This is a genomic window from Streptomyces sp. R44 (assembly GCF_041053105.1).
GTDB lineage: Bacteria > Actinomycetota > Actinomycetes > Streptomycetales > Streptomycetaceae > Streptomyces.
In genome coordinates this window covers 8,869,577-8,892,027 of sequence record NZ_CP163444.1, presented here as the reverse complement: position 1 = coordinate 8,892,027, position 22,451 = coordinate 8,869,577, and the positions used below count along the sequence as shown (strand labels likewise).

At 68.2% G+C, this 22,451-nt stretch carries 20 protein-coding genes and 2 pseudogenes; 8 read left to right on the top strand and 14 right to left on the bottom strand.

Features of this window, described 5'->3' with window-relative positions:
• Window positions 1–4,284: 4,284 nt before the first annotated feature.
• Entirely contained in the window at window positions 4,285–4,758 is a 474-nt protein-coding gene (locus AB5J54_RS41280) for a nuclear transport factor 2 family protein (RefSeq protein WP_369149168.1), read from the bottom strand.
• A 2,465-nt stretch (window positions 4,759–7,223) separates the two neighbouring features.
• Here AB5J54_RS41280 and AB5J54_RS41275 point away from each other — a divergent pair.
• Genes AB5J54_RS41275 through AB5J54_RS41260 form a run of 4 tightly spaced genes read left to right on the top strand, consistent with a single transcriptional unit; the run spans window position 7,224 to window position 9,544 of the window.
• Window positions 7,224–8,330, top strand: a complete 1,107-nt coding sequence (locus AB5J54_RS41275) for an ISL3 family transposase (RefSeq protein ID WP_369149625.1) — start codon at window positions 7,224–7,226, stop codon at window positions 8,328–8,330.
• A complete protein-coding gene (locus AB5J54_RS41270; RefSeq protein WP_369149167.1) occupies window positions 8,327–8,704 on the top strand; it encodes a transposase in 378 nt (125 codons plus the stop codon). The genes AB5J54_RS41275 and AB5J54_RS41270 overlap by 4 nt, the downstream gene beginning before the upstream one ends.
• A gap of 56 nt (window positions 8,705–8,760) precedes the next feature.
• Window positions 8,761–9,192: a DUF4259 domain-containing protein gene (locus AB5J54_RS41265; RefSeq protein WP_369149166.1), complete on the top strand. Its 432-nt coding sequence runs from the start codon at window positions 8,761–8,763 to the stop codon at window positions 9,190–9,192.
• Between the two features lie 43 nt (window positions 9,193–9,235).
• Window positions 9,236–9,544 carry a DUF6233 domain-containing protein gene (locus AB5J54_RS41260; RefSeq protein ID WP_369149165.1) on the top strand — a complete coding sequence of 103 codons (309 nt, stop codon included), beginning with the start codon at window positions 9,236–9,238 and terminating at the stop codon, window positions 9,542–9,544.
• A gap of 27 nt (window positions 9,545–9,571) precedes the next feature.
• Here the strand turns inward: AB5J54_RS41260 and AB5J54_RS41255 are convergent, their stop codons facing one another.
• Together AB5J54_RS41255 and AB5J54_RS41250 are read right to left on the bottom strand one after the other, a co-directional pair.
• Entirely contained in the window at window positions 9,572–10,060 is a 489-nt protein-coding gene (locus AB5J54_RS41255) for a phosphopantetheine-binding protein (RefSeq protein WP_369149624.1), read from the bottom strand.
• Window positions 10,032–10,675: pseudogene (locus tag AB5J54_RS41250) on the bottom strand (TIGR02391 family protein); the annotation flags it as partial. The pseudogene AB5J54_RS41250 and the gene AB5J54_RS41255, both read right to left, overlap by 29 nt.
• Window positions 10,676–10,752: 77 nt before the next feature.
• Between AB5J54_RS41250 and AB5J54_RS41245 the strand changes: the two are divergent.
• Window positions 10,753–10,989 carry a hypothetical protein gene (locus AB5J54_RS41245; protein WP_369149164.1) on the top strand — a complete coding sequence of 79 codons (237 nt, stop codon included), beginning with the start codon at window positions 10,753–10,755 and terminating at the stop codon, window positions 10,987–10,989.
• 589 nt (window positions 10,990–11,578) lie between these two features.
• Window positions 11,579–12,133, top strand: coding sequence for a hypothetical protein (locus tag AB5J54_RS41240; RefSeq protein ID WP_369149163.1), 555 nt, complete (start codon window positions 11,579–11,581; stop codon window positions 12,131–12,133).
• Window positions 12,134–12,346: 213 nt separating this feature from the next.
• Here AB5J54_RS41240 and AB5J54_RS41235 read toward each other — a convergent pair whose 3' ends face one another.
• The 3 genes from AB5J54_RS41235 to AB5J54_RS41225 form a co-directional block, all read right to left on the bottom strand.
• Window positions 12,347–12,856, bottom strand: a complete 510-nt coding sequence (locus AB5J54_RS41235) for a hypothetical protein (protein WP_369149162.1) — start codon at window positions 12,854–12,856, stop codon at window positions 12,347–12,349.
• Between the two features lie 86 nt (window positions 12,857–12,942).
• On the bottom strand, window positions 12,943–13,134 hold the full coding sequence (locus AB5J54_RS41230; protein WP_369149635.1) for a hypothetical protein: 192 nt from the start codon (window positions 13,132–13,134) through the stop codon (window positions 12,943–12,945).
• A gap of 135 nt (window positions 13,135–13,269) precedes the next feature.
• Complete coding sequence (locus tag AB5J54_RS41225) at window positions 13,270–13,821, bottom strand: hypothetical protein (protein ID WP_369149161.1); 552 nt, start codon at window positions 13,819–13,821, stop codon at window positions 13,270–13,272.
• Between the two features lie 336 nt (window positions 13,822–14,157).
• Here AB5J54_RS41225 and AB5J54_RS41220 point away from each other — a divergent pair, with 336 nt between their 5' ends.
• On the top strand, window positions 14,158–14,982 hold the full coding sequence (locus tag AB5J54_RS41220; RefSeq protein WP_369147653.1) for an IS5 family transposase: 825 nt from the start codon (window positions 14,158–14,160) through the stop codon (window positions 14,980–14,982).
• A gap of 296 nt (window positions 14,983–15,278) precedes the next feature.
• Window positions 15,279–16,103, top strand: a complete 825-nt coding sequence (locus AB5J54_RS41215) for an IS5 family transposase (protein WP_369147653.1) — start codon at window positions 15,279–15,281, stop codon at window positions 16,101–16,103.
• 38 nt (window positions 16,104–16,141) lie between these two features.
• On the opposite strand, the gene AB5J54_RS41210 is transcribed toward AB5J54_RS41215, so the two are convergent.
• The 8 genes and pseudogenes from AB5J54_RS41210 to AB5J54_RS41175 form a co-directional block, all read right to left on the bottom strand.
• Window positions 16,142–16,519: a hypothetical protein gene (locus AB5J54_RS41210; RefSeq protein ID WP_369149160.1), complete on the bottom strand. Its 378-nt coding sequence runs from the start codon at window positions 16,517–16,519 to the stop codon at window positions 16,142–16,144.
• 162 nt (window positions 16,520–16,681) lie between these two features.
• Window positions 16,682–17,179 carry a hypothetical protein gene (locus AB5J54_RS41205; RefSeq protein WP_369149159.1) on the bottom strand — a complete coding sequence of 166 codons (498 nt, stop codon included), beginning with the start codon at window positions 17,177–17,179 and terminating at the stop codon, window positions 16,682–16,684.
• A 356-nt stretch (window positions 17,180–17,535) separates the two neighbouring features.
• Window positions 17,536–17,946 carry a hypothetical protein gene (locus AB5J54_RS41200; protein WP_369149158.1) on the bottom strand — a complete coding sequence of 137 codons (411 nt, stop codon included), beginning with the start codon at window positions 17,944–17,946 and terminating at the stop codon, window positions 17,536–17,538.
• 190 nt (window positions 17,947–18,136) lie between these two features.
• Window positions 18,137–19,138 carry an ArsR/SmtB family transcription factor gene (locus AB5J54_RS41195; protein WP_369149157.1) on the bottom strand — a complete coding sequence of 334 codons (1,002 nt, stop codon included), beginning with the start codon at window positions 19,136–19,138 and terminating at the stop codon, window positions 18,137–18,139.
• 236 nt (window positions 19,139–19,374) lie between these two features.
• A complete protein-coding gene (locus AB5J54_RS41190; RefSeq protein WP_369149156.1) occupies window positions 19,375–19,500 on the bottom strand; it encodes a hypothetical protein in 126 nt (41 codons plus the stop codon).
• Between the two features lie 407 nt (window positions 19,501–19,907).
• The gene (locus AB5J54_RS41185) at window positions 19,908–20,348 is read right to left on the bottom strand and encodes a nuclear transport factor 2 family protein (RefSeq protein ID WP_369149155.1); all 441 of its coding nucleotides are present in this window, start codon (window positions 20,346–20,348) and stop codon (window positions 19,908–19,910) included.
• A gap of 615 nt (window positions 20,349–20,963) precedes the next feature.
• Window positions 20,964–21,323 (bottom strand): annotated as a pseudogene (locus AB5J54_RS41180) (nuclear transport factor 2 family protein); the annotation flags it as partial.
• 188 nt (window positions 21,324–21,511) lie between these two features.
• Window positions 21,512–22,339 carry a hypothetical protein gene (locus AB5J54_RS41175; RefSeq protein ID WP_369149154.1) on the bottom strand — a complete coding sequence of 276 codons (828 nt, stop codon included), beginning with the start codon at window positions 22,337–22,339 and terminating at the stop codon, window positions 21,512–21,514.
• Window positions 22,340–22,451 lie beyond the last annotated feature (112 nt).

Sequence of the window (22,451 nt, the reverse complement as noted above, 5' to 3'; positions counted from 1 at the left end):
GGTGGCGTCCGTAACCCCGGGACCGGTCGCACGGGGACCATCCCCCGGGCGCGGGGAGCAGACCACCGACCACGGCCCCTACAGACTCCGACCCGGACCATCCCCGCACAAACGGGGAGCAGCCATGGTGAGCGCGATGGTAAGCACACCACAGCCATGGCCGACACTCACCACAACCGCCACAGCACAGCGACCGAAGCGACCGGAACACGAACCATCCCCACGTGTACGGGGAGCAGGGAGCCCCGCGTCAGCTGGACGCGGTAGGTCTGGGGGCATCCCCACGCGTACGGGAAGCAGGCGACGCTCTGAAGCCCGCCCTTCTTCGTCCGGGGGCCATCCCCACCGCAAGCGGGGAGCAGGCGGCCATGTTGGCCGCGGCACGGAACAGGATGAGGCCATCCCCGCGCGTACGAGGAGCGGGGCTCTTGCCCAATTGGGCAAGAATGATCTTGGGAACCCTCCCCGCGCGTAAGGGGAGCAGTTCCCCCACTGGCCTGTCGCCCGCGTGTTCTGGGGACCATCCCCCGCGCAAGCGGGGAGCACGGAGTTCGGGCCCGGGCGCTTGTCGGGTAGAGGGGACCAACCCCGTCAGCGCGCGGGGAGCAGCCGGCGGCGCCCCGAGCCGCAGGAAGTCGGTGGGACCATCCTCACAAGGGCAGGGAACAGACCAGCTCATGCCGATACCCCTCTCACCACACGGGACCATCCCCACAGGCGCAGGGAGCAGAGGACTTCGAACGCCTCGAGCTGGGCCGGTGTGGGGCCATCCCCGCGCAGGCGGGGAGCAGATGCGGAAGTTCGCGACGTGCTCGTGCCGGCGGGGACCATCCCCGCACAGGCGAGGAGCAGAGCACCGATGCGTTCGGCCGCCCGGTCACCGCGGGACCATCCCCACCGCAAGCAGGGAGCAGGAGCGTGAGCGGGGGGGCGTGCGCCTGGTCCATCGGGGGCCATCCCCTCCCCGCGCGCGGGAATGGTCCCGACGGGGGGCAGCAGCCGTACACCACGCCGGCCTTGGCGGCCATCCCCGCGCAAGCGAGGAGCAGGACGACTACCAGTCGGCGCTGGCCGACGCGAAGGGACCATCCCCGCGCAAGCAGAGAGCAGAGCGCGGCGAGAACCGGGCCGCCCTTGACGCCGGGACCATCCCCCACGCGAGCTGGGGTCTCGGGGGTCCCGAGGTCGGGGACCATCCCCGCGAGCGCGGGGAGCAGGCCGCCAGCGCGCACGGCGTGGTGCCGGTCCTGGGACCATCCCCGCGAGCGCGGGGAGCAGAGCAGCACCTCGGCCGCGTTCGGGGTGACGGCGAGACCATCCCCGCACAGGCGGGGAGCAGTCCTGAGCAGGCCCCGCTGGCCCGGGTATCCCCGCGCCAGCGGGGAGCAGGGGCAGCCCTTCTTGCCGGTGGCGGCCCCGGCGGGGCCATCCTCACGGGCGCAGGGAGCAGGACGTTCTCCTCATACATGCACTCAGCGCCGGCGGGGAGCAGGGGGACCCCCCGTCATCGATGTGAGCGTCGGTGGGACCATCGCCCCGCAGGCGGGGAGCAGGTCGCCGCGCACCCCGCAGGAGCGGGGAGCAGATGGCCGGCTCCGGGACATGGAGGGCCGGTTCGGGACTTCCCCACGGGCGCAGGGAGCAGGGCCTGGCGTCGATCCTGCCAGTCGTCGCCGAGGGAACATCCCCGCGAGCGCGGGGAGCAGTCATCGGCCTTCACGACCTCGGTCGTCACGGTGGGACCAACCCCGCGCAAGCGGGAAGCAACGCACGGTCGGCGTGATCGAGCCGATGATCCCGGGATCATCCCCGCAAGTGCGGGGAGCAACAGCGACCCGCCCGCGGACCCCCCATGTGCCTGGGACCATCCCCACGCAGGCGGGGAGCAGTGGCGAGTCTGCGTCTTCGACGCCACCACCCCGGGACCATCCCCGCGTCAGCGGGGAGCAGGTCCGCGCACCTGAGCTCTACCTCGACCCCAAGGGACCATCCCCGCGCGTACGAGGAGCAGCACACCAATCTCGACGTCGTGCACACGGAGGGGGACCATCCCCACGCAACCGGAAAGCGGGTCTCCGGGCCATCTCCACACCGGCAGGGAGCAGACGCGGGCCGACGAGCGTGTCGCCCGGTCGGCGGACCATCCCCGCGCGTACGGGGAGCAGTTGGCGGAGCTTGCCGACCGGCTACAGGGCGGGGGACCATCCCCACGCAAGCAGGGAGCAGGATCTGTACGCGGTCCGGTACGGGCTCGACGGGGGACCATCCCCACGCGAGCGGGGAGCAGATCGCCGTACCCAGCGTGTGCGCGCTGGCGTTGGGGCCATCCCCGCGGACGCGGGCAGCAGTCCCCCACTGACCTCTGAGCAAACCTCGCCGCGGGATCATCCCCGCGCGAGCAGGGAGCAGTCCTCCGTCTGTTCCTCCTGCTTGAGCGGTTCGGGACCATCCCCGCGACGCGTACGGGGAGCAGATCCAGGCCCTGACTGTCAGCACTCGCGAAGCGGGACCATCCCCACGCGTACGGGGAGCAGCGCCATGCGCTTCCACAGAGCCAGGCACGGGTGGGACCATCCCCGCGCGTACGGGGAGCAGAGCACGTCCAGACTCAGCGCCGCCTTGCGGGAGGGACCATCCCCGGGCGTACGGGGAGCAGCCGACGCCAACGAACAGTCCGTGAGCGCCACTGGGACCATCCCCACGCGTACGGGGAGCAGCGACCCCGGAGATCCCGCCGGTCTCGGCCATGGGGACCATCCCCGCGCGTACGGGGAGCAGCGCATCGTCCTGGACACCGACCGCTACGGGCAGGGACCATCCCCACGCAGGCGGGGAGCAGTCCGGGACGGAGTCCGTGCCGAGGGCCTGAGTGGGACCATCCCCACAGGCGCGGGGAACAGATTGCCCGCGCCTTGAGCATCGCGGCCGGGAAGGGGCCATCCCCAAGACGTGCGGGGAGCAGTTCCCCCACTGGCCTGTCGCCCGCGTGTTCTGGGGACCATCCCCGCAGGCGCGGGGAGCAGACGACAACCACCGAGCCGGCACGGTACTTCTTGGGACCATCCCCGCGCATGCGGGGAGCAGAGGATGTGCGGCGCGGCGGCCATCCCGGCAGAGGGACCATCCCCGCGCATGCGGGGAGCAGACTCGATGACCCGCAGCATTACCGCACACCCACCACCACCTGAACCACTTTCACCCAAACCCACAAACCAGCACCCCTCCCCCAGTGCCGAACCAACCCGCAGGCGTGGGGAGCAGTCGAGCCGGACCCACATCACTCGGCGCCCGTTGGAGTCATCCCTGCGGACGCGGGAAGCAGTTCGGGCTCACCGTCTGGCGCGCGCTGCGGGAGGGACCATCCTCACGCGTGCGGGGAGCAGGCCCAGGACCGCACGCAGGCCGCCGCCGCGGGAGCATCCCCGCGGGTGCGGGGAGCAGTAGCCGGCCAGTGCCATGGCACGGGGGTCGCCCGGACCATCCCCGGCGGTGCGCAGAGCAGACCTGACCCAGGCCCCCGTCATCCTGGGCGGCGACGCGGCGTGGGGGGCATCCCCGCGCGCGTGGGGAGCAGTCAAGCATGCCGACGGCTCCGTGGCCGAGGCCGGGGGCACCCCCGCGAGCGCGGGGAGCAGGCCATCCCGGACTGGTACGGCACCGAGGCCCTGGGGCCATCCCAGAAGGCGTGGGGAGCAGCGGTTCCTCGGCCGGTCGTACGGCACGTCGTTGGGACCATCCCCGCGCAAGCAGGGAGCAGTTCAGGAGCCGGAAGGCACGATGAGAGGCCTTGGGTCCATCCCCGCGCAGGCGGAGAACAGGGACTTCGTCAGGTGCTCGAAGTCGTCGCAGAGGGACCATCCCCGCGAATGCAGGGAGCAGACGTTCAGCTTCTCACTGCCAGCCTTCGACCTGGGCCGTCCCCGCACGAGCGGGGAACAGCGTGTGCCACCCTACAGGCCTGTACAGGGCGTCAGACCATCCCCGCAGGGGGGGGCGGGGAGCGGCCGTGGTGAGTGCGGTGGTGAACACGCCACCACACGGTCATCACACCAGTCGATACTCACCGCACCCACACCGCACAGCGACCGAAGCGACCCGAATACACACCATCCCCCCCAGACACAGGGAGCAGGACGTCGCCGTGCTCCTGGGGGTGAGTCACGAGGGACCATCCCCGCGCAAGGGGGGATGGCTCTGTTCACGAGTTTCGGCCTGGCTCAGGTTCTGTGGAGTGTCGCTCACCGCGCCGGAGGACCTGGACGGCCGGTCGGCCGGGAGTGGTCCTCATGACTGGCCGGATCCGTCGAGGCGTTCCGTGGGGCCGGCGAAGGAGAGGAAGAGAGTCCGCGTGGTGAGCAGCCAGGTGTCGTCCACCTTGCGGAACGTGTCCTCGTAGTGCCCCACCTGAACCGGGGGCCGCGGCGGTACGAGACCCTCGTTGTAGCCGTCGACACGGTACGTGGTGAAGTAGGTGGTGGCGCAGGCGGTGTCCGCACTGGTCACATCAACCAGGATGTTGGTGCATATCCGGCGTGACAGTCGGTCTGCCGGCCGGTTGCCGAAGTAGACGCGCAGGGCGTCGTGACCCGCGATACGGCGGTCGCCGGCGGGCCATTCCCAGGTGCCGTCCTGCGTGAAGAGGTCCGCCACCGAGCTCGGGTCCCCGAGGTCGAGCCGGTGCACGAACTCGACGATCAGCCGCTCACAAGCCCGCTCTGCGAGCAGACGCTCCATCGGGTCAAGAGTCTCCGAATTCATGATCAACTCATATCAGCTCTTCCCTGGCCGACGCAGCGCCATCCGAGACAGGCCCCGGTTCCGGGCTCATCACCTCCGCAGCCGTGCCCGTCCGTGGCTGCCCCCACATGCCCATCCATGACTGAGTGCAGCCAGTCCACAGAACCTGATCCAGAGCCCCTACCCGTGAACGGAGCCACGGGGAGCAGCCCCTCCACGCCGGTTTGAAGAGGGGCCCGATCAAGACCATCCCCCCCCGCAAGCAGGGAGCAGGCTGTCCTGGTCCGCGCAGTTTGGCCGAGGCCGGGACCATCCGCGTGCATCTGATGCGCGACCGGCACGGATCGCCGGGGCCATCCCCGCAGGCACGGGGAGCAGCTCCGCCCCCGACTCCGCCCGGATCGGGGGCGGGGACCATCCCCGCGCGTATCGGGAGCAGGCCTCAGCCTGGACGCGCCGGGCCTCCTCCAAAGGACGGTCCCCGCAGTGGCGGGGAATAGGCGACTACCACCGACCCTGCACCGCATTTCTCAGGACCATCCCGGGGAGCCGTTCTCCGACTCAATGGCCTCACGCACGAGCACGGGCCCACCCCCCTATGTCGCTACAACAGCCACCCATCGCACCTGACCAACCGACCAGTGAGAAACCCTGATCACCGAAGTTGAGGAATTGAGGTCACACACTCCTCGCTAGCGGAAGAATCCTCGTGTGACTGACGACGCACGGCTTGACGCCGGTACGCGTCCAGCTTCTGCCACGTGGGGCCATCCCCGCGCAAGCGGGGAGCAGGGCGACGGTGCGACGCTCGTCGACCTCGACGCGGGACCATCCCCGCGTGGTGTGGGGAGCAGGCTGGCCCCAGCGATGCCAGTCCGGTCGGACGGGGTCCATCCCCACGCAAGCAGGGAGCAGTCCTCACGTGCCAGGCGCTGAGCCAGCTTGGTGGGACCATCCCCGCGCACGCTGGGAGCAAGGTCGCCTTCGCCGGCAACTACTCCGGGACCGCGGGACCATCCCCGCGCAAGCGGGGAGCAGTACAGGGTCGGCTCGTGGATGACGGCCCACAGGGGACCATCCCCACACGGGCAGGGAGCAGGATCACTTCGTCAGGGACATAGTCACCAATGAAGGGACCAACCCCCACAGAAGCAGGGAGCAAAGCAGCCGGACCCGGTACCGGTTGAGTTGGGCGGGACCATCCCCACGCGTAGGGGGAACAGGCGAAAGCGGCGCCGATGCCGGCTGCCGCGGCGTGGCCGTCCCCGCGGGCGCAGGGAGCAGGGGGTGAACCTGAGTTCGGGGTCGGCGACGACGAGGCCATCCCCACGCAGGCGGGGAGCAGGCGCCGTAGTCGACGATCGCGCGAGGGCGCCCGGGGCCATCCCCGCGAGCGCGGGAAGCAGCCGCTGACCACCGGCACCGTGACCGACAAGACCGGACCATCCCCGTGCATACGGGGAGCAGAGCGTCTCGATCATCATCCCCGCGAGCGGGGAACAGCCACGCTAAGGCCGGTGGTAAATACACGACATACCTGGTCAGTACACAGCCCACACTCACCACAGCGACCCCAGCGACCGAAACACCGACCATCCCCACGGGCACGGGGAGCAGCAGCTGTTCACGTCGACCGGAATCCGGCCGCAGGGACCATCCCCCGCAGATTCGGGGGAACAGACACCACCGGACACTGCAGTCCACATCTCGGCGCGGCCATCCCCGCAGGCGGGGAGCAGTGGTGCCGGCACGACCACAGCGAGAGGCGCAAGGGGCCATCCCCGCGCAAGCGGGGAACAGGGCGTCTGCGCGGCGAGCGCGGCAGCATTGTCGGGACCATCCCCGCGCAGGCGGGGAACAGCTCTTCGCCCTCCTCGTCAAGCTCGCCTCCGCGGGACCATCACCGCAAGAACGGGGAGCAGGCCCGGTCGCGCGTCGTTCCTGATGAACGCCACAGGACCATCACCTCAACCGCAGGGAGCAGTCGAGCTGGACACCGGCATCGAATGGATGCACCGCCCACTCACCACGCCCCTCTCAGTATGTACGCCCACCAGGGAAAACAGGCTGAGAGACTCACAACACCCGAGCCGAACCCACCATGGTGAGCAACACTCACCACCCCTGCATCGGGGGGGACCATCCCCGGCGAGCGCGGGGAGCAGAGCTCCATACGGGCCTTCACCAGCCCCGCGTCCGGACCATCCCCGCGAGCGCGGGGAGCAGACTCCGTGACCTGCAGTTCTATCCCATGAACAACACCATCTGAGTCACTTTCACCGGAACCGGCAGACCAGACACCCCTCCCCCACAGCGAACCAATCCCACCGGCGCGGGGAGCAGTGGCACACCATGCCCATCGCGGCCTGATGGCCGGCACCATCCCAACACAAGCGAGGAGCAGCGGATGCCACCGTTCTCGCTAGAGAGGCCCTTGGGACTGGCTTTGTTCACGAGAACGGGTTCTGGCTCACTTTCCGTGAACCATCACAGAGAGTGACGCTCGTCCGGCGAGCGGGGCCTCGGGAAGCTGCTCCTACCTGCGGTTTCTCGCTGATGTCCCGAGCGCCGGACGAAGCGTCGTACTCCAGCTGCGGGTCCGGCGATTCCGGTGCGGGAACACCAAGTGCCCACGTCAGACGTTCGTGGAGGAGATATCCGGCCTCACCCGCAGGCACGGCCAGCGCACCGAACGACTGCGTTCCATCCTGACCGCAGTCGGCCTCGCCCTGGCCGGTCGAGCCGGCGCCCGCCTGGCTGCCGTGCTTGGCATGTCCATCAGCCGGAGCACGGTCTTGCGCCTGGTCGAGGCGCTGCCCGAGCCGGAGGTGCCGATGCCTCGGGTGGTCGGCGTCGACGAGTACGCCACCCGCAAGGGCCACCGCTACGGCACTGTCCTGGTGGACGTCGAGACCCGTCGTCCGATCGATCTCCTGCCTGATCGAGAAGCATCAAGCCTGGCCGCCTGGCTCGCCCAGCGGCCAGGGATCGAGATCGTCTGCCGGGACCGCACGCCGTTCTTCGCGGAAGGCGCCACAGCCGGGGCACCCCAGGCGACGCAGGTCGCCGACCGCTGGCACTTATGGCACAACCTCGGGGAAGCCGCCGAGCGGGCGGTCGCCCGCCACCGCCAGTGCCTTCGCGTCCTGGTCCCCGATCCCGTGGCGAAGGCCGAAGAACCCGCGCCGCCCGAGGAGAAGGCGGACTCGCCATGGCGGAGCGAGCGGTTCGCCGACCGCGTCCGAGCCCGGCACGCCACCGTCCACGCGCTGCTGGAAGCCGGCCATAGCCGCCGCTCCATCGGGCGCCGGCTCCAGATGACACACCGCACCGTCAAGAGCCTCGCCGACGCTGCGAAGCCGGAAGACCTCTTCCGCGGCCAGTGGCAGCACAACAGGACCTCCGTCCTCGACGAGTACAAGCCCTACCTGGACCAACGCTGGGACGAGGGCTGCACCAACGCCTGGAAGCTCTGGGAGGAGATCGTTCCCCTGGGCTATGCGGCAGCTACGGCCGGGTCAGCGCCTACCTGCGAGAGAAGCGCACCTCGCCACGGCCGGTCACCGCGCAGCCGCCGGCACCCCGCGTGGTGACGCGATGGATCCTCAGCCGACCCGAGACGCTCACCGAGATCGAACAGCTCCGGCTCAAGGCCGTCCTTGCCAACTGCCCCGAACTCGATGCCCTGACCGGTCACGTCCGGTCCTTCGCCCACATGCTCACCGAACGCCAGGGTGAACGACTCCCGCAGTGGCTCGACGCCGTCCGCCAGGACGACCTGCCCAGCCTCCACACTCTCGCGGCCGGCATCGACCGAGACCGCAACGCCGTCATCGCCGGTCTGACGCTGCCCTGGAACTCCGAGGTCGTCGAAGGCCACGTCAACCGGATCAAGATGCTCAAGCGCCAGATGTTCGGCCGCGCAGGCTTCGACCTGCTTCGCAAACGGGTCCTGCTCGCCCCGTAGGCGTGGTGTCAGTGCCTGATGCGAGGATTCGAGCGACCACACGCAAGGAGATCAGCATGGGCACCTGGGACACCGGTCCCTTCGACAACGACACAGCCGCGGACTTCGCCAACACACTCGACGACGCCGAGCCCGAGGCGCGTGAAGCCCTGATCCGAGGCGTCCTCATCCGAACGATCACCGCAACCGGCTCTCTCACGGAAGCGGAAGAGGCGGTGGCCGCCGCCGCTTTGATCGCGGCGCAATGCCCGGGAGGCGAACCCGTCGACATGTCCTACGGCCCGGAAAAGCCCATGCCCGTGTTCCCTTCCGACCTTCGGGTACTCGCCGACGAAGCCCTCGCCCGCATCGTCGGCGACGAGGATGGGCCGGCCTCAAACTGGGTCGACCCGGAGGACTGGAAGCAGTGGCGAGCCATACTGACGCGCCTTCGCGCAGTGCTTGCCCCGCCACCCCCGTCCATTGCTCTCTTCGACGTCCAGCCGTAACGGAGCGTCACTCAGCACGGAAGTTGGGCCAGAACCCAAACTCGTGAGCAAAGCCACTAGGCAGTGTCCGGCGGATCAGGAACAGCAGGCCGAGGAGCAGCGGCGCCAGGAGGTCGCGCGCCAGGAGCCGTCGTGGAAGATCCTGCCGTCTCGCGCGGCGGAGGGTCATCCGACTCTGCACCGGGGGAACTGTCCGGACGCCAAGCGCATGACCTCTCTTCTGAGCAAGGAGGAGGTACGGCTGGCCTTCGAGAAGTTCCCCGAGCTGGAGATGCACGAGACGTGCGCCCCCTGGGGCAGCCTCGGCATCGACAAGCCCCCGGTCCGGGCGAGCGGGGGGCGCGGGGCTTAGGAAGCGCGCGGAAGCCGGCGTGAGCTGTCAGGCGTCGGCCGGCTGCGCGGCGATCAGGTGTTCCGCGTATTCCCGTGGGGTCTGAGGCGTGCGGCTGTCAGAGGCCAGCAGGCCGACACTCAGTTCGCTCTCCAGCTGTGCGGCGATCTGCATGATCTGGATGGAGTCGACACCGAGGTCGGTCAGTTGGCTGTCCGGCTCGATGGCCTCTTGGGGGATCTGGGCTACGGCCGTGATGGCCTTGATGACGGCGCTGAGCGCCTGTTCGTTCGTGAGCTTTGCCATGATCCGCAGCGTAGGGACGGCGCCGCAGGAACGGGCCCGCCGGGCTTGATCATCACCCGGACGTGTCAGCCGCACTCCCCGCCCGCCGCTGCTGGACGCCTCAGGCCGACTCCTCGGCGGCCCGACGGCGTGCAGCGCGATCGACCTGCCGCAGCAGCAGGTCCGCGAGCTGAATGATCTCGGCCGCCTCGATCGGGTCCTCGAAGTCGACCGTCCGGTGACTCGCGGGATTCTTGTAGGCCCCGATCGCCCCGCGAACAGAGACGAAGCCGCGTCCTGCTCGCCTCCTTCGGCGCCGGCATCGGCGAGCGGCCCTCCGGTCCTTCCGTTCTGGTGCGGAGCGAACGCTTTGCGCATGAGCGAGACCCCGAGATGGGAGTTGTCGTAGCCGGCGGCGTTGCGGACGGCGACCTCGACGGCCTTCATCGCGGCGAAGCAGGCCGTCTCGTAGTCGCCGAGGTCGTAGTACGTCCGGATGGTGCCCTCGAGCGCGGGGTGCAAGAGGCCGGCCAGTCTGTGGCGGGCGTCGAACCGGAGGGTGCCCTGCGGGTCCGCCAGCAGATCGCGGCCCGCCTGGGTGACCCGTCGGAACGTCTCGGTCTGGCTCGGGACCTTGGACAGCAGAGCGTGCGCCTCCAGCCAGGCCCACGCGTCGGAGAGGCGGTCGAGGAGCACCGCCTTGTCGGATTCATCGTGGAACGCCAGACCGGGCGGCGCCGACGGTGCCGTGTCCGTCACGAATCCCGTCGCCTCGGCGAGGTGCCGGAGGAGCAAGAGAGCACTGTCGCGCGCCGGAAGGGTTCGGATCTGTTCTGCGGGGACCGGCGGTATGTGGGTGATCTTCATGCGCTAGCTCCGGCGCACTGCCGCACGCTCACACACCCTTGACCACACGCGCGAACAGGCGCACCCGTAGGAGAACCGTGCCCACCCAGCCGCCCAGCGACCCTGCCGGCAGCCAGCCGAACAACACGCCCCCCTGGTTCTGGCCCGTCATCGTCACCATCGCCGCCATCGTCCTCGTCGGCCTGGTCGTCGTCGTCCTCATGTACGTCACCTGGAGGCACCCCTCCACCGCCGGCCCCATCGGGATTGCCATCGCCGCCGTGGCCGCCTTCGCCGCACTCACGGCCGTTCTCGTCACCCTGCACCGGCGATGAGCCTGGTTTCCCCCTTCAGAGGCCCGCCCCAGCGGCGCACTAGCCTGAGGGCAGGACCGGCAACCTGACCGTCGGACCCTCGGCCGGCGAATCCCCAGACCGCTTTCCGCACTCCGGCGAACTCTGACCGTTCACCAGCAGGGCCCGAGACCGAACCTGGCCTCGGGCATCCGCTGAGGACGAACTGACGCACCGTTTTCCCTGGCGAAAGTGATCACCCGGGTGCACGAGACACCGACGCACCGCCAGACACCACACGGTCGGCACGGTATCCCTGCCTGCGTGATCAAGAACATGACCGGCGTCCCGTGCCGTCGTCCAGCACACACCAGCCACCTGCGGATCTGCCGTACGCACTGGTGGGGCGAGACTTCGCACAGCGGTTGCGCACATCTGGCGTGCAGGTCGCGGGGCTGCCGATCATCGCCTCTCCGGACAGAAGCGTTCGGCGGGTCACTCAGCGCTGGGGGCCCCAGCAGCGCCCGCTCGGCAGGTGCAGACCGGCCAACTTCTGCAGATCACATGCGCAGGCGAAGTGCTTCGGGAGATCTTGTCGCTGAACGATGTCCTACACGTACCAGAAGGAGTGATGATGGTCTCCTCCCCGCGGCCGCCCGAGTCCCTGGATGAGTACCTGAGTCGGTACATGAATCTTCCCTCGGACTTCGAGGGCCAGCTCAGGGTCGACCACGTCAGCAAGATCGCGCTGCTGGCCACGACGCACTGCGACCGCTACATGGCCACCCAGCATCTGGTGTCGTTGATCGCCGGGCTCCCGGTTCCGACCGATGAACCATATGAGGACTTCTGGTTCAGGTTCTGGCAGGCGTCAGGTTCGGCGTACTTCATGCCGGGCAACATGAAGGCTTCCGTTCTCGCCGCTCTGGACTATGACGGGACGGGGCTTGCAGACCGCTTCCTGTCGGCCTTCAACGAGATGAGCGCCGAACAGTGGGTCGCGGCGGCGACGGTCATCGGAGAGGTCCTGGTCGAGAGGGTAGCCGTGCCCTTCATGCCCAGGGAGCGGGGCGAGCTGTGGCTGCGAGACGTACAGCTAACGTCCTGGCGCATCCTGTATGCCGCCCGCGGGTCCTTCACCTGGGAACAGCGCGAGGCATTTCGCAACGGGTGGAAGGAGGCCTGACCCAACGTGCGCTCCGGTAACGGTGGACGACGCATCCCCGCCTCCACCGGTCCGGTAGCTCGTTGCCCAGGGGCCGGGGGATACGGCGGTCCGGCGCCGTGGCTCTGTTCACTTCCACCGGCTCTGGCTCAGGTAGGTTCTGTGGTGCGGCCATGTTGAGTGAGCGGATCACCTCGCGGTTGACCTTTCCCGATGGCGAGAACGAACCCCGGGTTAGTCTCCCTCCTCGACTGTAGACCTCTTGCTGAGGAACTGCTTCGCTGTCTCAACCGCTTCTCCGTTGAGTTCCTCGACCGAGACTCCCCAGCTCTCCTCCCAGCCGTCTAGGTTGTACGCGCAGTGCACAAAGGGTTTCAGCTCTTCGGGATAGCCGAGGTCATAGGCGATGTCTGCCCAGATGAGATGAGTGCCAGCGGCGGGATCCAGAGATCCGTCGGCGATCTGACCGGCAATCCAGTAGGCCATCGCCCACTTTGCGGCCCGGGGGTCCGCGGGCGGGCGGAAGAGCAGTCCCAGCTCCTCCAGTACTTGGTCGAAGAGCTCCGGCGCTTCGGGCTCTTCGCTCCGGAGGAGTCCAGCCAGCATGGCCAAGGACGGGCTCTCGATCCCGGCAATCAGCGCGTCCAGACCTGCCTGGATGAGCCGGTCCGACCCGACATGCCTGCCAAATGCCCGCTCACGCGCCATGTGTCTTAACTGATCGAGGGCGTCGTCGCTGGTCATCAAGGTCTTCTCCGTCGGCATCTGGGGTGGGAAGGCTTGCACATCCGCCGCCGCCGCTGCCATCGAGTTCCTCACGTAGCCGGTGATCAGGACATGAGAACGCGCTTTCGCAGGAGCGCGAAGCCTGCGCGGCCGAACATCTGGCGCTTGACCATCTTGATCCGGTTGACGTGCCCTTCCACGACGCCTGAACTCCAGGGCGGGGTCAGGCCGGCGATGACGGCGGCAGGGCAGGGGACCCGGGACACGCCTGACGAGACGCTGTTCGCCGCGATCACCTCGTGCTGGTGCCAGCTGCGCCTGGCGTGCTCTGCCGCCGTGCCTCGGGATCTCGAATTGGACCCGCACGGCTGGATGATCGTTGGAGCAGCCCGTTCGAAAGCCCTGCCGGGGTACACGGACCCTCAGCTCAGCTACTTCGGTCGCTGGCCGAGTTCCGTGCGAGCTGTCGAGATGAACCTCCGGATGTCGTCACGCAACTCTCGCTGGGCGTCAAAGACGTTGTGGGCAATAGCCTCAGATTCCGCGATGCTGAAGCGCCTTGCTGCCCCCGCGAGGCTCCGGACCGTGCTCGCCTGCTCAGTCGCGTTGCTGGCAGCCGCAGCCACTTCTGCAGGCCCTTCCAGCTCTACCACTGCGGCAGCTGAGCGGACCGGGTCGATCGCACCCTCCGCAACCAGTTCGAGCATGCGCATGCGCAACTGCTCCACACCGGGAAGCAAGCCCGCTGCTTCGAACTCTCTGCGGGCCTGCTCCTCACAGGGTTCCAGCGAGGTTGAAGCCTCAAAGGCCTGAAGAGCAACGAGAAGTGCCGCGTAAGCCTCGCGCTGATGCTGCCGACGTACTGCGTCGACTGGCCCATGATGGGCTCCCCGCGCTTGCATACGTCCAGCAGCAAAGGCGGCACCGGCAGCGACGACGGCAAACGGTGCGGCAATGAGTGCAGCGGTGACAGCAGGATCCATGAAACAGAATCTTGGCGTAGTCCAATCGGGGCGGACCACGAGTGGGCGTCGACAGTAGCTCGGGATCGCAGGTTGACCTAAGTGAGCGTTTTACTTATGCTCATGCCAGTTTGATGCGATTCTGAATCGTCGGCCTCGTAGGGTGACCGCACCTTATCCACCGGAATGTGTCTCTTCTTGAAGGCTACGGGCCAGGGAAACAGCTCGGTCTGCCCCAGAACATCCTGTCTCGATTACGCAAGCACCAGTTCGCGGCATACCCGGGCGCATACCAACGCTCCCCATACCCCCGCACACGCCCTCCCCGGCAGCCACCAGCGCCAGTAATCCCACATCATGCGACCACCCCGGCCCTACCCCAGCGACCTGTCCGACGCGCGATGGGAACTGATCCGCCCCACCCTCGAAACCTGGCGCCAGGCCCGCGCCGGGATCCGCCGGCCCCACCACGACCTGCGGGCCCTGATGAACGCGATCCTCTACGTCGACCGCACCGGCATCCCCTGGCGCTATCTGCCCCACGACTTCCCACCCTGGCAGAGCGTCTACGGCTACTTCGCCCACTGGCAGAACGACGGCATCTTCGACCAACTCAACGGCCTCCTACGCGGCCTGCTCCGCCAGGCCGAAGGCCGCGAACCAGAACCCACCGCCTGCCTGCTCGACTCCCAGAGCATCAAGACCTCCGCCAACGTCCACCTCGCCGACCAGGGCATCGACCCCGCGAAAAAGATCCTCGGCCGCAAGCGGCACATCGCCACCGACACCCTCGGCCTCCTCCTCGCCGTTCTCGTCACCGCCGCCAGCGTCCACGACTCCGCCGCCGGCACCCGTCTCATCGACGACATCGCCGCCCGCCACCCCACCATCACCAAAGCCTGGGCCGACAACGGCTACAAGAACAAAGCCATCGAACACGCAGCCACCCGCGGCATCGACCTCGAGATCGTCCAACGCGACCCCCACACCCGCGGTTTCACCGTCCAACCCCGCCGCTGGGTCATCGAAAGAACCCTCGGCTGGCTCATGCACCACCGCCGCCTGGCCCGCGACTACGAAACCCACCCACACAGATCAGCAGCCATGATCCAAATCGCCGCCATCAGCCTCATGACGCGACGCCTCACCCAACAGAACACACCCAACTGGCGCGACACCTGACCACAAACGAAACAGACAACCGAGAATCAAACGCTCACTTAGTGAGCGTTTTACTTATGCTCATGCCAGTTTGATGCGATTCTGAATCGTCGGCCTCGTAGGGTGACCGCACCTTATCCACCGGAATGTGTCTCTTCTTGAAGGCTACGGGCCAGGGAAACAGCTCGGTCTGCCCCAGAACATCCTGTCTCGATTACGCAAGCACCAGTTCGCGGCATACCCGGGCGCATACCAACGCTCCCCATACCCCCGCACACGCCCTCCCCGGCAGCCACCAGCGCCAGTAATCCCACATCATGCGACCACCCCGGCCCTACCCCAGCGACCTGTCCGACGCGCGATGGGAACTGATCCGCCCCACCCTCGAAACCTGGCGCCAGGCCCGCGCCGGGATCCGCCGGCCCCACCACGACCTGCGGGCCCTGATGAACGCGATCCTCTACGTCGACCGCACCGGCATCCCCTGGCGCTATCTGCCCCACGACTTCCCACCCTGGCAGAGCGTCTACGGCTACTTCGCCCACTGGCAGAACGACGGCATCTTCGACCAACTCAACGGCCTCCTACGCGGCCTGCTCCGCCAGGCCGAAGGCCGCGAACCAGAACCCACCGCCTGCCTGCTCGACTCCCAGAGCATCAAGACCTCCGCCAACGTCCACCTCGCCGACCAGGGCATCGACCCCGCGAAAAAGATCCTCGGCCGCAAGCGGCACATCGCCACCGACACCCTCGGCCTCCTCCTCGCCGTTCTCGTCACCGCCGCCAGCGTCCACGACTCCGCCGCCGGCACCCGTCTCATCGACGACATCGCCGCCCGCCACCCCACCATCACCAAAGCCTGGGCCGACAACGGCTACAAGAACAAAGCCATCGAACACGCAGCCACCCGCGGCATCGACCTCGAGATCGTCCAACGCGACCCCCACACCCGCGGTTTCACCGTCCAACCCCGCCGCTGGGTCATCGAAAGAACCCTCGGCTGGCTCATGCACCACCGCCGCCTGGCCCGCGACTACGAAACCCACCCACACAGATCAGCAGCCATGATCCAAATCGCCGCCATCAGCCTCATGACGCGACGCCTCACCCAACAGAACACACCCAACTGGCGCGACACCTGACCACAAACGAAACAGACAACCGAGAATCAAACGCTCACTTAGTTGTCAGCGCCTGTCTCGCGCCCCTCAGTCACTGCCGCAGCAATCAATGCCACGAGGTTGTCGGTCCAGCAATCGGACTCTTTTGTCGCTACCTCAACGCCGCATCCGCCGCAGACGAGATTGGGCCCAGCTTGGCCGGCGAGCCCGCAGCAACCACTGACGCGCTGCGGATCGGGGTGCAGCACTGTCCCAGGCACGTCGTCCGGATGAAAGATCAGAAGGCTGCCGTCGAAGTTGGGCTTGAAGGCCCCCAGAGCCATCCGAGGCGGAACGACCTCATAACCCGGGATCTGCTCAGGCCCCCTTACCGGTTCCCCCGGCACCACCTCGCTGGTCACGGGCTGCTGACAGTGGGCACAGCGGAAGACGGTCATGCTGTCATTCTCTCGGGCTCCACGGGGCGCTACGCGGCCGGGACGCTAAGGCAACTGCATTGGCCGTCGCGGGCCCCCGCGACCACCGGCCCCCGGCACCAGACACCACCCCCTGAGCTCAACCTCTCCCAGATTGCACGGCCGCATGTGTCAGCTGTTTCTTCAAGCTTCTTCGGCGCCTTCGTACCTGGAGGGGCGTGCCTTTGGCGGGTTGTGGAGCAGGTTGTCCATGAAGGCTTGGTTGTGGTGCAGGTCGTCGGACCAGCCGGGGATCAGGAGGTACTGCACGGTGCTGAGGGCGATGGCGGCCTCACCAGCAGCTCCGTCGGGGGCGATGCCGCCGACCCGGGCCCACTGATCCCACATCACGTGGTTCATCGGCTGGCGGACGATCTCCGGGTTCTCTACTGCCTTGTTCATCAGCATCCCCAGAGCGCCGGAGGCTTTGGTGCACGCGCGGACTGCCGCGCACAGCGATCCGTCGTCGGCCTGCTCGACGGCCCGCATCAGGCCGAGCAGCCCGGTCGCCAGGGGTGACTGTGCCATCAGGTCGACGCCGGCGAGCGCGGCCTCGCGGTGAGCGGCGCGCACGCGGTCGAACGTCTCCCTGCCCTCCGGCCACGTGGCCTCCCAGGACTCCATCAGGCCTTCGAACCCCACATCCCCCGCTCCCCCGACCATCATCCGGGCACCCGGTACGGTCAGGGGCAGGGGCAGGGGCAGGGGCAGGGGCAGGGGCAGGTAATGCTGTTGAGCTTCCCGCGCTGCTCGGCGGCCTCGCCCGCCGGAGGGGCAGCCGACTTCCAGCTGGACCGAAGCCCATTGCTCCCACGGCCACACAGCCGAACATCCCACGCCTGCCGTCGTCCCGGTCATCTACGAAGGCTCGACGGTTGATGGCTCGTAGCTCTGCCTCGTCGGGCGACGGGATCAGCTTCCGGGGCGGCGCGTGTCATGCCGCCCCGGGGCCGGGTAGGTGTGTCGGCGCAAGGTCACTTATCGAGCGGTCGCAGTGGTCAGGGCCGGTAGAACGTCTCGCAATCGAGTGGGGACGCGGTGGCGTCGTCAAGGCAGACGACGACGTACGCAGCCCCGCCGGGCACGTCTGCGGGGACTGCCGGGAAGTCGTCGAGCGAATACGTCACGTCGCACTTGGTACTGGTGCTCTTGGCGCCGAGGCGGAGACCCGAGGCGTCGTACGCGCCGACCCACGCCCTGCGGCAGCCGACGGCCCGAAGTGCTCCGTCGACCCCTACCGAACGGCCGTACCAGGTCAGAGTGCCGCTGATGTAGCTGGCGCCATACGAGACGCCTGTGATGGGCGTGGTCGGGTACGCCGCAGTCTGCGCGCCCGCGGCCGGCGCTCCCAGTACGGTGGCCGCGGTCAGAACGGCGGAGCCGACAGCGGCGGCGAGTTGGGGCTTCACGTGGTCCTCCAGACGGGACGAGTCGGTTGTCGCCTCACATCCTGGGCAGGTCGACCATCCGTTGCCCATCCTTTAAGCCACCGCTTAAAGGGGCTGCCAGGGCGGTGCGGCAGTACCTCACACACCTCGGTGCGCTTGTTCGGTGGTGTGTGACAGGGAGGCGACGTTCGTTCGCGGCGTCCTCGCGCCGTCACGGTTGCGTCAGGGCGCCCGTCCACAGCAGGGCCAGCCCGAGCGGGGTGATGAGGTGGAGTACGGAGCTGCCGCGGCGGCTGGTGGTGATCAGGCCCGTGTCGCGCAGCACGGTCGCGTGCTGGCTGGCCGCGGCGGCCGTGACATTGAGGCGGCGGGCCAGCTCGCTCGTCGTGCAGCCTTCCGCCGTCACTCGCAGGGCGGCGGCTCGGGTGCGGCCGAGCAGGGACTCCAGGTTCCGGACGGTCGCGCCGTCCGACTCCGCCGCTGCGGTGCCGGTCAGTGGCCGGCGCAGGGCCGGCACGGTCAGGCGGGGTGGCTGAGCGGTGTCGAGCGGGTCCCACAGGAAACTCACCGGGTGCTTCGAGAAGACCGTGGGCGCGATGATGAGTCCCCGCCCCTGGAGGTGCACATCGACTCGGCGCGGGTAGGGGGCTTCGAGCACCGGCGGACGCCAGCGGACCAGTGGTGCACAGATCGAGCGCAGCAGGAGATCGACGCCTCCCTCCAGCATCAGGTTCGCGCTACGGGTGGACAGCGCGACCAGTTCGGACCGTCCTTTGTCCCAGTAGGGCTCGACGGTCAGTCGGTGGCAGGCGCGCAGGGCCTTCGCCAGCTCCCGCAGCGCGTCACGGTCGCCCTCCGCCACCCGTCTGGCCCACGGCAGTTGTCCGGGACGGAAGTCGAGACACTCGATCTCGCGGCGCAGCTGGGACACCGGGGCGTGCAGCAGATTGTCCACGGCGTGGTCCACAGAGGGCACATCGCCCGTCAGGGCCAGCAGATCAAGCCCGGGACCACGCGTCGGGACCAGGGATGTCAAGGGGAGTGTGTCGGCCCCCGTCCTGCCCGCGACCGCCGAGCGCCAGGTGTGCAGGTGCGTAGGCACCCGGTTACCTCTCAGCAGCTCCAGGCTGTAGTAGACCTCGGCCCCTACGCCGATGGTCGCGGCCACCCGGGTCCTGGCAAGGTCCTGGGCCGTGAAGTGAACACGTAACACCTGCCGGTCTCCTGCCGCCGAAAGGGAGTGCGTGAACGCCCCTCAGCCTGCCCCGCCTCGTACCGCCCAACCCGGCGCCGAAGCGCAGGACCCGCTCGCCGGCCACGCGTTCCAGCCGGTGAACGCCAGCGGCCGTACCGGCTGACGGGAACGCCGCATCACCCGATCAGAGGCCACGCTGAAAAGGGCTCACTCAGTCACAGTGGCGAGACCCGCTCACGTCGGGGCAGGAAGAGTCAGTACTCCACGTCGAGGTAGGCAATGTCCCTGAGTTGGACCTCGGACAGGCCCACGGCGCGGGCACCTCCGCCCTGGACGAACACGTCCTTGAAGCCGTCGGCGATGACTCGCCTGGGCAGCATGAGCGTTCAGCGCCGTGGTGAGGCCGTCCCCGCTCACAGACCACTCATCCACCTGGGAAAACAGCCTGAGAACCTCACAGGCCCCTCACTCACCACACCCTGGCAACACGGGCAGATCGTCCGGTGAGCCTGGTGCCGTTCGATGCCATCCCCCCCAGGGTGCGGGGAGCAGCACTGAGTGAGACACTCCTCGGCCTCGGCCTCGGGGCCCTCCCCGCGCGTACAGGGGAACAGAGGGCGGTGAGCAGGACCGGAAAGCGGATCTCCAGGGCAGGTACGAACCAGGCCGGCGCCGGTTTACAGAGCCTGTGCCAGAACCCGAGAATGCTCTGGCACAACTTCTGTGAGGCAACCACTCTGATGACTGCTGAGGTTCTTCCCGACTCCGGGATGGGCCGCCTACGCCCTCACGGTGCGCAGGCATCAGCTATCGACAGGCTGTTCTCGTAGAGATGGTGCCGGGTGATCCGGCCGTCCTCGACGGTGAGGCGCAACGCGAACGGGCCCTCGAAGGCCTTCCCCGTTGTGCGTACGGTCCCCGAGACGTGCCCCATCAGGACGGCGTCGGTGCCGCTGACGAGGATCGTGTCGACGGACGCTCGCGCGTCCTCGGGCACGGTGTACTCCATCAACTCCGTGAACTGGGCAGCGCATTCCGCGGCGGTGGAACGCGGGCGGATCCACGGGACGGTGGGGTTCTCGGCGAGGAGCCAGTCGACCTCTTCGGCGAAGAGCGCGCCGAGCCGCTCTGTATCTCCTGCCAGTCGGGCGGCAAGGAAGTCCTGTACGACGGCCCGGGTGGCCTCATCCGTAGAACGCGTGGTGGTGGCACTGGAAATGACGGACATGGCGCTCCTCGTGGCTGCAGCGGGGTCCTGCCGATGTGCCTGATCCTGCCGGTGGAAGGCGGAGCGGTCGATTACCTCGATGGTAATGAGCGGCCACCGGAGACAGGACACACCCCTCGGACGACGCTCACACCCGGTACCACCACCACAAAAGCTGAGCCAGAGCCCGTTCTCGCGAACAGAGCCATCCCCGCACAAGCAGGGACCAGGCGGCCGTGTCGGCCGCCGCACGGAACACGACGGGACCATCCCCGCCCGTACGGGGAACAGCCGCCACCGCCGACTCGCTCGCGTACGAACCGGGACCATCCCCACGCGTACGGGGAACAGCCATGGTAAGTGCGGTGGTAAGCGGACCGCAGGGCATGTCAGCACCCCGGCAGCACTCACCACACCCCACGCAACACAGCGACCGAAGCGACCCGAATACACACCATCCCCCACAGACACAGGGAGCAGGACGTCGCCGTGCTCCTGGTGGTGAGTCACGAGGGACCATCCCCGCGCAAGGGAGGATGGCTCTGTTCACGAGTTTCGGCCTGGCTCAGGTTCTACGGAGTGTCGCTCACCGTGCCGGAGGACCTGGACGGCCGGTCGGCCGGTCGGGGGTGGTTCTCATGACTGGCCGGATCCGTCGAGGCGTTCCGTGGGGCCGGCGAAGGAGAGGAAGAGAGTCCGCGTGGTGAGCAGCCAGGTGTCGTCCACCTTGCAGAACGTGTCCTCGTAGTGCCCCACCTGAACCGGGGGCCGCGGCGGTACGAGACCCTCGTTGTAGCCGTCGACACGGTACGTGGTGAAGTAGGTGGTGGCGCAGGCGGTGTCCGCAGAGGTCACGTTGACCAGGATGTTGGTGCATATCCGGCGGGACAGTCGGTCTGCCGGCCGGTTGCCGAAGTAGACGCGCAGGGCGTCGCGACCCGCGATACGGCGGTCGCCGGCGGGCCATTCCCAAATGCCGTCCTGCGTGAGTACCTGTTCCTGAACCTCGACCGCGCGCCTGGCATAAGGAGCGCTGGGCCTTGGTGAGCGCTGTAGGTGGCCCGCAGGGTAGTTGTCGCGTCGACCGGACGGGCGACGCGAATAGCTGGCCGTCGGATGCACTCCACCCCGACCGCCCCTGCCGGCTCCCTTCTCGGGAACCGGCAGGGGCGGTTTGCGGCTGCCTAGTCCTGGTGGGCGCCCTGGATGATCCGGCCGGCGATGGCCGCGGCCTGCTCTGGGTGCCTCTCCAGCCATGTGCCGAGGTGTTCCCGTACGGCCTTGGCGACGCTGGTGCGCACTGCGGCGCCGCCCAGCATGCCGCGCGTGGAGCCCGAGAACTCGGGCCGGTCCAGCTTCACCGACACGACCGCCGTGAGACCGTGGCCGATCTGGTCGACGCTGAGATCGGGGGCTGCCTCCGCCAGGAGCCGCCGCTCCCGCACGTGCGCGTTGACCGCGGCCGCCACCCCGTCGCGGAACCCTGCCATGTGCGTGCCGCCGTAGGGTGTGGGCTCGCTGTTGGCGTAGCTATGGAGCCGCTCCTCGTGGGAGCCACGCCACCGTAGGGCCACCTCGACCGTCCCGGCGATCCGCGGGTCTTCCCGCTCGAAGTCGATGACGTCCGGGTGGACGGAAGCTTCTCCCTGCGCGTCGAGGAAGGCGACGAAGTCCCGAGCCCCGCCCGGGAACCGGCACCGCACCGATCGGGACCCGCCCGCGGGGCGTTCGTCGGTCAGCGAGATGTCCAGGCCCCGGTTGAGGAAGGCCAGTTCCCTGAAGCGCTCTGCCAGCACCGCGAACGAGCACTCCGCCGTCTCGAAGATGTCGGTATCGGGCCAGAAGGCGATGGTGGTCCCGCCTCTGGTCGTCGGTCCTGTGCTGATGGGTGGGGTGAGCGCGACGCCGCGCGCGTACTCCTGGACCCAGTGGACCCCCTTGCGTCGTACCTCAGCTGTCAGGCGGCTCGACAGGGCGTTGGTGACGCAGGGCCCGACGCCGAAGAGGCTCATGGCCACAGCGTGGCGGCCGCCTGGCTCCGCCCCGGGGTGCATTTGGGTCAGTAAGGCTTCGAGGCCGGGGCCGCCTGTGTCCCCTGCGGCCTCAACGGGGACACCCGGCCCG

Bases quoted from the DNA above. Each gene is read 5' to 3' on its own strand.
- AB5J54_RS41215 (WP_369147653.1), top strand. From the start codon at position 15,279: ATGCGACCACCCCGGCCCTACCCCAGCGACCTGTCCGACGCGCGATGG.
- AB5J54_RS41240 (WP_369149163.1), top strand. From the start codon at position 11,579: ATGATGGTCTCCTCCCCGCGGCCGCCCGAGTCCCTGGATGAGTACCTG.
- AB5J54_RS41220 (WP_369147653.1), top strand. From the start codon at position 14,158: ATGCGACCACCCCGGCCCTACCCCAGCGACCTGTCCGACGCGCGATGG.
- AB5J54_RS41190 (WP_369149156.1), bottom strand. From the start codon at position 19,500: ATGCTGCCCAGGCGAGTCATCGCCGACGGCTTCAAGGACGTGTTCGTC.
- AB5J54_RS41235 (WP_369149162.1), bottom strand. From the start codon at position 12,856: ATGACCAGCGACGACGCCCTCGATCAGTTAAGACACATGGCGCGTGAG.
- AB5J54_RS41185 (WP_369149155.1), bottom strand. From the start codon at position 20,348: ATGTCCGTCATTTCCAGTGCCACCACCACGCGTTCTACGGATGAGGCC.
- AB5J54_RS41225 (WP_369149161.1), bottom strand. From the start codon at position 13,821: ATGGATCCTGCTGTCACCGCTGCACTCATTGCCGCACCGTTTGCCGTC.
- AB5J54_RS41175 (WP_369149154.1), bottom strand. From the start codon at position 22,339: ATGAGCCTCTTCGGCGTCGGGCCCTGCGTCACCAACGCCCTGTCGAGC.
- AB5J54_RS41265 (WP_369149166.1), top strand. From the start codon at position 8,761: ATGGGCACCTGGGACACCGGTCCCTTCGACAACGACACAGCCGCGGAC.
- AB5J54_RS41210 (WP_369149160.1), bottom strand. From the start codon at position 16,519: ATGACCGTCTTCCGCTGTGCCCACTGTCAGCAGCCCGTGACCAGCGAG.
- AB5J54_RS41280 (WP_369149168.1), bottom strand. From the start codon at position 4,758: ATGAATTCGGAGACTCTTGACCCGATGGAGCGTCTGCTCGCAGAGCGG.